Annotated in this window: 8 protein-coding genes; 3 read left to right on the top strand and 5 right to left on the bottom strand. The window is 38.2% G+C overall.

What is annotated here, in order from left to right:
* Positions 1-182: 182 nt before the first annotated feature.
* The 4 genes from hemY to hemC are packed head-to-tail and all read right to left on the bottom strand — an operon-like array spanning position 183 to position 4342.
* Positions 183-1403 carry a protoheme IX biogenesis protein HemY gene (gene hemY / locus DK866_RS19085; protein WP_109410175.1) on the bottom strand — a complete coding sequence of 407 codons (1221 nt, stop codon included), beginning with the start codon at positions 1401-1403 and terminating at the stop codon, positions 183-185.
* 4 nt (positions 1404-1407) lie between these two features.
* Positions 1408-2646, bottom strand: coding sequence for a uroporphyrinogen-III C-methyltransferase (gene hemX, locus DK866_RS19080; protein WP_109410174.1), 1239 nt, complete (start codon positions 2644-2646; stop codon positions 1408-1410).
* A 20-nt stretch (positions 2647-2666) separates the two neighbouring features.
* Complete coding sequence (gene hemD / locus DK866_RS19075; RefSeq protein WP_109410173.1) at positions 2667-3404, bottom strand: uroporphyrinogen-III synthase; 738 nt, start codon at positions 3402-3404, stop codon at positions 2667-2669.
* Positions 3401-4342 (bottom strand): hydroxymethylbilane synthase, encoded by a 942-nt coding sequence (hemC, locus tag DK866_RS19070; protein WP_109410172.1) that lies wholly within the window; start codon positions 4340-4342, stop codon positions 3401-3403. Before hemC ends, hemD begins: the two co-directional genes overlap by 4 nt.
* A 996-nt stretch (positions 4343-5338) precedes the next feature.
* On the opposite strand from hemC, the gene DK866_RS19065 reads away from it, so the two are divergent.
* On the top strand, positions 5339-7933 hold the full coding sequence (locus DK866_RS19065) for a class I adenylate cyclase (protein ID WP_109410171.1): 2595 nt from the start codon (positions 5339-5341) through the stop codon (positions 7931-7933).
* Positions 7934-8001: 68 nt separating this feature from the next.
* On the opposite strand, the gene cyaY is transcribed toward DK866_RS19065, so the two are convergent.
* Positions 8002-8319 carry an iron donor protein CyaY gene (cyaY, locus tag DK866_RS19060; protein ID WP_109410170.1) on the bottom strand — a complete coding sequence of 106 codons (318 nt, stop codon included), beginning with the start codon at positions 8317-8319 and terminating at the stop codon, positions 8002-8004.
* Between the two features lie 79 nt (positions 8320-8398).
* Here cyaY and lptM point away from each other — a divergent pair, with 79 nt between their 5' ends.
* Together lptM and dapF are read left to right on the top strand one after the other, a co-directional pair.
* Positions 8399-8566, top strand: coding sequence for an LPS translocon maturation chaperone LptM (lptM, locus tag DK866_RS19055; RefSeq protein WP_071788576.1), 168 nt, complete (start codon positions 8399-8401; stop codon positions 8564-8566).
* A 41-nt stretch (positions 8567-8607) separates the two neighbouring features.
* Entirely contained in the window at positions 8608-9432 is an 825-nt protein-coding gene (gene dapF / locus DK866_RS19050; protein ID WP_072070840.1) for a diaminopimelate epimerase, read from the top strand.
* Positions 9433-9449: the final 17 nt, after the last annotated feature.

Raw genomic sequence — 9449 nt, 5'->3', positions numbered from 1 at the left:
TGATAGAAAACCATTACCTTCGAGATAAAAATTAATCACATTTAGTTTAAAATCAAGAGAATATTTAGCCATAGAAAAACACCCCAAAGTTGGTGTCCAACTTTTGGGGTGCAGTTCATAATAAAGAGGGTTTTTAAATCAGTTGATCAAACAATTTATGATCACATTTTTATCGAATGAGCTTACTTACTTTTTTTAGGCTCTTCAAAAATGACTGAATCTTTTTTCAAAGTCATTAATAAAGCATCTTTACGTACTTTGGCTGATTCCTCAGATTTTTTCTGTTTATCCAAGGCATCAGCAAGCCACGCAAAATCATGAACATCAGGACGCTGTTTTAACGCATTACGAAATGCCGTTTCTGCTTGCACCCATTGCCCTTGTTGCATGGCTATTTGACCTAATGTACTGTTGAGCAATGGTGTAGGACCATGTTGCTTAATCAGTGTATTTAGCACTTTTAAAATCACATTAGCATCTGTATTTTTTAAACGTGGCAATAGTAAGATCAAACGTTCATCATACTGACGTTTGATCCCTTCTAAAATGATCGTTTGAGCAGTAACAGGATCGTTGCACTCAATAAGATGTTCAGCTAAAACAACACGTAATGCATTATCATGATGTACTTTACGTGGTTGTGCTTTCCACCAATTTTTTAGCCCATCACAGCCACTTTCGGACATTTTTTGTCCCATAATGCCAATGTAGGCTTTTTGGCGTAATTGCTCTAATTCATCATCTGTATGTAACGCAATTTTTTGCATTGATGGGATGATATCAAGCAATGCTTGCCAAGCAGCGGTTCGGGTATAAGCCGTTTCAGCTAAACGTAAAACCTCAGGATGGCGAGGTGCTTGATTTAATAATTCATCAACTCCAGTACGTGCCGCATGATTTTCATTTTGCGCTAATAAAATACGCACCCGTGTAATATCAACTGGGAGTTGATTGGTATCGGCAAGTTCAGCAGCTCGTTCAAGGTGTTGCTGAACTCGGAATTCATCACCACGCTGTTGTGCTGCTTCTGCTGCTAATAGGTAGTTTACAACTGGCTGTTCTGCATAGTCTGCGTTGCGACTCATCAGTTTTTCAACTTCTTTAAAGTCGCCTTCTGCTAATTTCATTAACGCCATACTCGTTTGTTTACGAGCACGATTACGTTTACGGAAAGAAAACCAGCTATAGGCTTTTGAACCTGTACCAATAAAACGGCGATAACTCCAACCAATTAGTAACAGTGCCAATTGCAACAAAATAAACATAATGACGAGGCTGGTAACACTGGTTTCAATATCCCAATTATCCGTTTGTATAAGTACGTAACCTTGATGTCCTGCCAATATTGGGCCAAAAATGATGCCCGCAATAAGCACCACAAAAAGGAGCAGTATTTTTAACATAAGCTTATTCTCCTTGTTGTGTTACTGGCACATCAGCTGCTGCATCTTGTGCACTTTCTGATGTACTCTGTTCAGCTTCTACTGCTTGTGCATCTTGGGCTTCAACCGCTTGCGGTTGAGTATACTCATTTTGCGTCAGTAAATTACGGATCTGTCTTTCTACACGTTTTTCTAACAGTACAGGACTTTTTAATTCAGTAGGCATTGTCAGCGTGATAGGTTGTTTTTCTAATTCAGAGACAGTATCTAAAAATGCGGTTGTACTTGGATCAGAGGTATCAAAATAAGCACGAACCCAAGTGGATACTGCTTCAAGCGATTGCTGGTAGATCTCAGTCTGATGGCGAGGAACAGCTTGGGAAGCAATTAATAAACGTGAACGAATATTCTCACGTAAATAGATATCTTGGTTGGGTGCTAATAAAGGTACAGCTTCAGTATCTCGACGACGGATAGTAATGAAGTCATCCATAAAGCTTTTCCAGCTTTTACTTAGGTTTTGTTTCCAATCTGACAGCGAACCTGAAATAGTTTCGTCATCTTTATCCATTGGTGAGCCATTACGCTCAAGATCTGCTAAACGCAGATTATCAACCTGATTAGCTAATTGATTTATCTGTAAGATAGTGCCGTCGTTATCAATTTTGGTTAATGCGGCTAAACTACTGATATCTTCATTAATAGCACGACGAATTTCAAGCAAACTTGGATCGTTCATTTCTGCCAAGCTACTATCAGCACCTTTTAGTAAACTTACTGCGGTCACCACATCTTGGTCATTCCATAACTTACGACCCGCCATTTTAACCATAAAATCGGCTTGTGCTAATAACCAACTTTTCACATCCGCACTGGAAATAGCCGCAAATCGAGTTTGCAGATCTTGAATTTGATTATCTGTGGTTTGGCGCTCGTTTTGTAATTTCTCAATAATTTGTTTTTGAGAGTTAAACAAACTATCAATATTATCAAAACGTTGTTGATAGGTATTTTGTAGCTGTTGTAATTGAGTAAGCTCTGATTTAAGTGATTGATTTTCTACACTTAATTTTGAAGCCTGTTGATTGGTGTAATAGTAAAGACCACCACCGATTGCCAAAATAACAAGGATAGCCACAGCACTTCCAATTAGGCCTGAGCGCTTATTATTAACAGGTTTGACTTCCTGATAGCGGACATTCTCATCAGCTTTAGCTGCATCTTTTGGCAAGTCATTGTCATTCGTATTTTTCTGTTCCGTCATATCGGTGTCTCATTTAGGTTCTATATTAATGCATGAAATAAAGCATCATTATTGGCACTTTCAGCAACGGTGACGGTTTCCCACCCTAATGTTTTTGCTATTGTTGCTAATCGTTCACTCACCACCAGTAAATGGCAGTTTAACAGCCATGCTTTCTTAGATTCAGCGACCAGATCAAAGAGTTGTTGTAACATTTCACCGCTAGTGACAACAAGTGTATCAACCTGTGCTTTTTCCCACTGAAGCGCAAAATCGTCAGGGGAATAATGAATAAATAGGCGTTGGTAACATTCGCATTCATCAATCATTGCACCTCGTTGGCGTAATGTTGTTGCAAGTAAGTCACGACCACCGTTACCTCTAAGCAGTAAGATCTGTTTATTTTTCACCTGATTGAGTGTAGGAAGCGCGAGAAGATCTTCGCTAGTTTCTCCTTGCTCAGGATAGTGAATAGAAAGACCGCTTAAATGTTGGAAATCTTTTGCTGTGCTTTGACCTATTCCATAATAGGATAGCGTATCTGGCCATGATTGTTGTAATTGATTTAGTTGCCTGTTTGCGTATGACACCGCATTTTTAGAAAGTAAAAAAACACAATCACCCGCCTTTAATCCTTTTAGTTTAGCATCTAATAAAGGAAGCTCACGACCTGCAGTGATCTCTATTAAAGGTGCTTGAAATGCTGTTTTACCTGCATTAATTAAACGCTGGGTTAATGCTTTTCCAGCAGGATCAGGGCGAGTGACTAAAATACTCATGCGGGTGCATTACCCTGATATACCGCTGTTAGAATGGCTCTGGCACCTTTATCTAAAAGCTCTTCAGCCAGAGAAATACCTGCGGTTTCAGCTTCTTGTGGGGATACTAAACGCTCACCACGTAAAATAGTTTCACCATCAGGTGAACCGACCAAAGCCCGTAACCAAATCTTGTCATCTTGCCAAATAGCGTAACTTCCAATTGGAACCTGGCAACCGCCTTCAAGGCGCGTATTCATGGCACGCTCTGCTTTAACACAAATTGCTGTTCGGGAATGATTGAGAGCATCTAATAACTGACGAGTATCATTGTCATCTAAACGACATTCAATACCCACAGCACCTTGTCCAACTGCAGGTAAAGATTGCTCTGCGGATAATGGTGTGCGGATACGTTCATTTAGACCAAGGCGTTTTAAACCTGCAACAGCAAGAATAATAGCATCGTAATCGCCGTTATCTAATTTGCTTAAGCGGGTGCCAACATTACCTCGTAAATCACGAATAATCAGGTCAGGGCGTTGTGCTTTTAATTGACATTGGCGACGTAAACTTGATGTGCCTACAATGCTACCTGCTGGGAGTTGCTCTAATGAATCATAATGGTTAGAAACAAAGGCATCTCGAGGATCTTCGCGTTCACAAATTGTCACTAATCCTAGACCTTCGGGAAAATCAATTGGAACATCTTTCATAGAATGAACGGCGATATCTGCGCGTGATCCAAGTAGAGCAAGTTCTAATTCTTTTACAAAGAGCCCTTTACCACCCACTTTAGCTAAAGGTGTATCTAAAATGATGTCACCTTTAGTGACCATCGGTATTAATTCGACGACTAAACCTGGATGAGCAAGTTGTAGTTGTTCTTTCACATAGAGCGCCTGCCACATAGCAAGAGGGCTTTGGCGGGTAGCAATACGGATGGTACTTTTTGACATAATAGTATTATCTCTTCCGAGCGATTAGCGATATTTTTGTTTAGAAATAAGGCATTGTTTTAACACTTTAAGGCTCAATTTTCCAGTTAAGGCGCTTTGAGTCGTGATAACAATGAAAGAAATAGAGGGTTAATCGAAAAAGAAAAAAAGAAAAAGGAAATAAAAAATAAGTAAAATAGTGATCTACTAGGATGAATTTATTTATTTTCTGAGTTTTATTCTTTTTATATCTATATAAAGAGTGTGGTTGTTTACAAAAATAAAACATTGATCTATTTTTATTAACAATTGGTTGTTGCTAAATAAGATAAATGTAATATCTAATCTGAACACATTGATAAAACAACCATTATTTTAGATAACGTTTTTTTGGTAATTATTTTTTTATATATAAATACACGATAAAATTTAACAAAAATATTATTAAATAAAAATAAGAGAAATAATAAAAAATAAAAAAATAAATTAAAATTTAAAGTAAATAAATATTTAATGAACATAAAACATTTATTTAAATATTATTATTTTAACACTAAAAAATATTTCATTATTTGAATATAAAAATAAAAAACAACTAAAAAAATAAAAAGTTATATTTATCAATTGGTTATTTTCATTTTCATTTTTTTAATCATTTTCTAAGTTTTGTCAGTATTTATTTTGTTGTTCATCATCAAGTAAGCAGGGGTTTTTGTAGGTTAAATGGTGGATTGAGATATTTTTATTATCATTTTTTTCACAAACAAAATGTTTTATCTATATGATTATAAACACATTAATATTGAAGCTTTACACGATTAAGCCCTTAAATATCGTTTTTAGATCTTGGTGCTATATTTTGAGTTCCTCTTTACGCCTTGCGCTCAAGGTGTTAAATTGATCACGTTTCCGAGATTTTGTTAGTAAAGTTTTATCTATTAATAATGGATTAACTCAAGCTCGGTCACTTATAAACTCAGATTCTACTATCTTCTTAGTATTGTTCAGGCGAAACTCTTGTATCTTTATATTGAAACACTGAAGCAACGGCTGGATGCGATTAATCAACTCAGACTGGAACGAGCATTTGCATCGATGTGTGATGTTTTTAAACAGGTCTATGGTTTAATTCCTGTTTTATTGCATTACCACCATCCTGAGTTACCCGGCTACCTACAAGGAAATGTTCCTCACGGTACATGTTTCTTTGAACCAGATGACATGCAACGTCAATGGGCCAATAAGCTGATTAACGCATTATGTGATGAGCCAATGGAAGGGTACGCCAGCGGAGAGTTGCCAATTACTGGCATCTACTCAATGGGTAGCACTTCTTCTATTGGGCAAAGTCACTGCTCTGATATTGATATTTGGGTCTGCCATCAATCATGGCTGGATCAGGATGAGCGTGCGCTTTTACAACGCAAGTGCCAACTGATTGAACAGTGGGCTGGTGAGCTAGGCATTGACGTTACATTTTTCTTAATCGATGAAAATAGATTTCGCCATCATGCAAGCGGTAGCTTAGGTGGAGAAGATTGTGGTTCTACTCAACATATTCTTTTACTTGACGAATTTTACCGTACTGCGGTACGTCTTGCAGGTAAACGCTTGCTATGGGCGATGGTGCCAGTAGAAGAAGAACACCATTATGATGAATATGTTAACTCTCTTTATGCTCAGGGCGTATTAACACCCAATGAGTGGTTAGATTTGGGGGGGTTAGGTGAACTTTCAGCCGAAGAGTATTTTGGTGCAAGTTTATGGCAGCTTTATAAAAGCGTTGATTCGCCATATAAAGCGGTATTAAAAAGTATTTTATTAGAAGCTTATTCCGCGGATTATCCTAATGGAAAACTGCTGGCATTAGAGATGAAGCAACATCTTCACCGTGGTGAAATCGTCAATTACGGTTTAGATGCTTATTGTATGATGCTTGAGCGTGTTACGCGTTATTTAGTTTCTATCAATGATTTAACCCGCCTTGATCTTATCCGTCGCTGTTTCTACCTAAAAGTGTGTGAAAAATTATCTAACGAAAAAACACAAAATGAATCCGAAGGTTGGAGACGACAAGTCTTGTCTCAATTAGTGACTCAGTGGCAATGGGATAACGAACGGTTAACGATACTCGATACCCGCGATAGCTGGAAAATCGAGCGAGTACGTGATGCGCACAATGAACTATTAGATACGATGATGCAAAGCTATCGTAATCTTATCCGTTTCGCGCGTCGCAATAATTTGAGTGTCAGTGCAAGCCCACAAGATATTGGTGTATTAACACGTAAACTTTATGCGGCATTCGAAGCATTGCCTGGTAAAGTAACACTGGTTAATCCGCAAATATCACCTGATTTATCAGAGTCACATTTAACCTTTATTTATGTACCACAAGGCCGAGCAAATCGTAGCGGATGGTATTTATATAATCGTGCCCCTGATTTTGAAAATATCGTTGGGCATCAACCATTAGAATATAACCGCTACCTAAATAAATTAGTGGCGTGGTCTTATTTTAATGGGCTGTTAACAAAAAGATCTCGTGTTTATATTCATCAAGGGGATTCCTCTTGTGATGAAATTAAACTACATGAATTAGTCAGGGATATGTCGAGCCATTTCCCTATTCGTTTACCAGCTCCAACACCAAAAGCATTGTATAGCCCTTGCGAAATTAGACATCTAGCCATTATTGTCAATTTGGAAACAGATCCAACAGAAAGTTTTTCTGATCAAGTGGTTCACTTTGATTTTAGAAAATTGGATGTTTTTAGCTTTGGCGAAAAAGAGCAATGTCTTATTGGTAGCATTGATTTGTTGTACCGCAACTCTTGGAATGAGGTAAGAACTCTTCATTTCAGTGGTACACAATCTATGTTGGAATCGTTAAAAACGATTTTAGGTAAAATGCACCAAGATGCGGCACCACCGGCCTCTGTTGAAGTATTCTGCTATAGCCAACATCTACGTGGTTTAATTCGTACCCGCGTGCAACAGTTAGTATCAGAATGTATTGAGCTACGCTTATCAACGAATCGTTTAGAGCCAGGACGTTTTAAAGCTTTACGTATTGCTGGACAAACTTGGGGTTTATTTTTTGAGCGCCTAAATGTGTCGGTGCAAAAATTAGAAAATGCTATCGAGTTTTATGGTGCAATTTCATATAACAAACTTCATGGATTGCCTGTTAAGCTGGATAAAGATGCTCGTTATTTACCTGCGGTCATTGATGGTTTTGCGTGTGAAGGGATTATCCAGTTCTTCTTTGAAACTACAGAAGATAATAATGTCTTTAATATCTATATTTTAGATGAAGCCAATCGTGTCGAAATTTATTCCCATTGTGAAGGAAGCAAAGAAGAGTTAGTGAAAGATGTTAGCCGCTTTTACTCTTCCTCTCATGATCGCTTCACATATGGCTCAAGCTTTATTAATTTTAACTTGCCGCAGTTTTATCAAATTGTGAAAGTGGAAGGATCAACACAAGTGTTACCTTTTGCTGGCGGATCATTTGGTAAATTATCCGATCTAGGTAATAAAGAGGCTCAACCTGAGATGAATGTTGTCGCCCACGGATTTACAGATTATAAAGCTGTGCAACACTCTTAATTGAGTACAGGTCTATAAACACAAATGGGAGCTTTGATAGCTCCCATTATTGTAATTAACTGGGTTTCTTAGAAAGAAAACACTTCCCCACTTTGTTCTGTTATTGCTTGTGCTAGCATGGTTAAAAATTCACCACCACTTCTATCACAAATCCATTGATCATCTTTCCTATCAAAGTGATAACCACCAGAGCGTGTCGCTAACCAAATTTGATGAAACGCTTCCTGACGATTAATAATGATTTTGCTATTATTTTCAAAGGTTAATGTCATTACACCGCCATTGATTTCACAATCAATATCTGCGTCACCTTCATAATTATCAATAGTTTGTTCTATTTCTGACAAGAGTTCGTCAGCTAATTGGTGAAATTCACTGTCGTTCATCTTCATTTCCTATTTGCTTTTCGAGATCTAACTGCGATTATAGAGGATATTAACCAAATAAATGACAGGCAGATTTCGAATGAAAACGTATTTACGTTGCACTCTTGCTATAATAACACTGATTTCTCTTTCGGGTTGTGGCTTGAAAGGCCCTCTTTATTTCCCTCCTGAAGATACTCAGGCAAAAATGACGCAGTCATCCCAGCCAACCCAGCAAGTTGAGAGCGCCTCAACTCAGACCAATTAGTCAATCTTAGAAACGGTAATTTCGTTTCAGGCAGGGGCAAGATGCAATTTTCAAAAATGCATGGTCTTGGTAACGACTTTATGGTGGTCGATGCCGTGACCCAAAATGTTTATTTTTCACCAGAATTGATATGCCGATTAGCTAATCGTCATACTGGTGTTGGGTTTGATCAATTGTTAGTGGTTGAAGCGCCTTATGATCCTGAGCTTGATTTTCATTATCGTATTTTTAATGCGGATGGAAGTGAAGTTGCACAATGCGGTAATGGTGCGCGTTGCTTTGCTCGATTTGTGAGACTAAAAGGGCTTACAAATAAAAGAGAGATAAAAGTCAGTACACAGTCCGGCAGAATGACCTTACACGTTATGGATAATGATGATGTGTGCGTCAACATGGGGGAGCCTGAGTTTGATCCTCAAAAAGTCCCTTTTCGTGCACAAAAAGCGGAAAAGACCTATATTATCAGGGCAATGGAACGTACTGTATTATGTGGTGTAGTTTCGATGGGAAATCCCCATTGTGTTATTCAGGTTGAAGATATCAAAACAGCCGAAGTGGAATTATTAGGGCCAGTATTAGAGCAACATGAACGTTTCCCTGAACGTGCTAATATTGGGTTTATGCAAATCGTAGACAGAAATAACCTTCATTTGCGAGTATTTGAACGAGGTGCGGGTGAAACTAATGCATGTGGTAGCGGAGCTTGTGCTGCTGTTGCGATCGGTATTTCACAAGGTTTATTAGATAAACGAGTGAAAGTCACGTTGCCTGGTGGATCGCTGTTTATCGAATGGAAAGGAGTGGGTAACCCTCTTTATATGACCGGGCCTGCGACACATATTTATGATGGGATCATCCAGCTATAATATTATTTTTTGAGAGG

This window comes from Proteus genomosp. 4 str. ATCC 51469, from assembly GCF_003144375.1.
GTDB lineage: Bacteria > Pseudomonadota > Gammaproteobacteria > Enterobacterales > Enterobacteriaceae > Proteus.
Note: the sequence above shows the minus strand (reverse complement) of the source record. Positions and strands in the feature narration are given on the sequence as shown.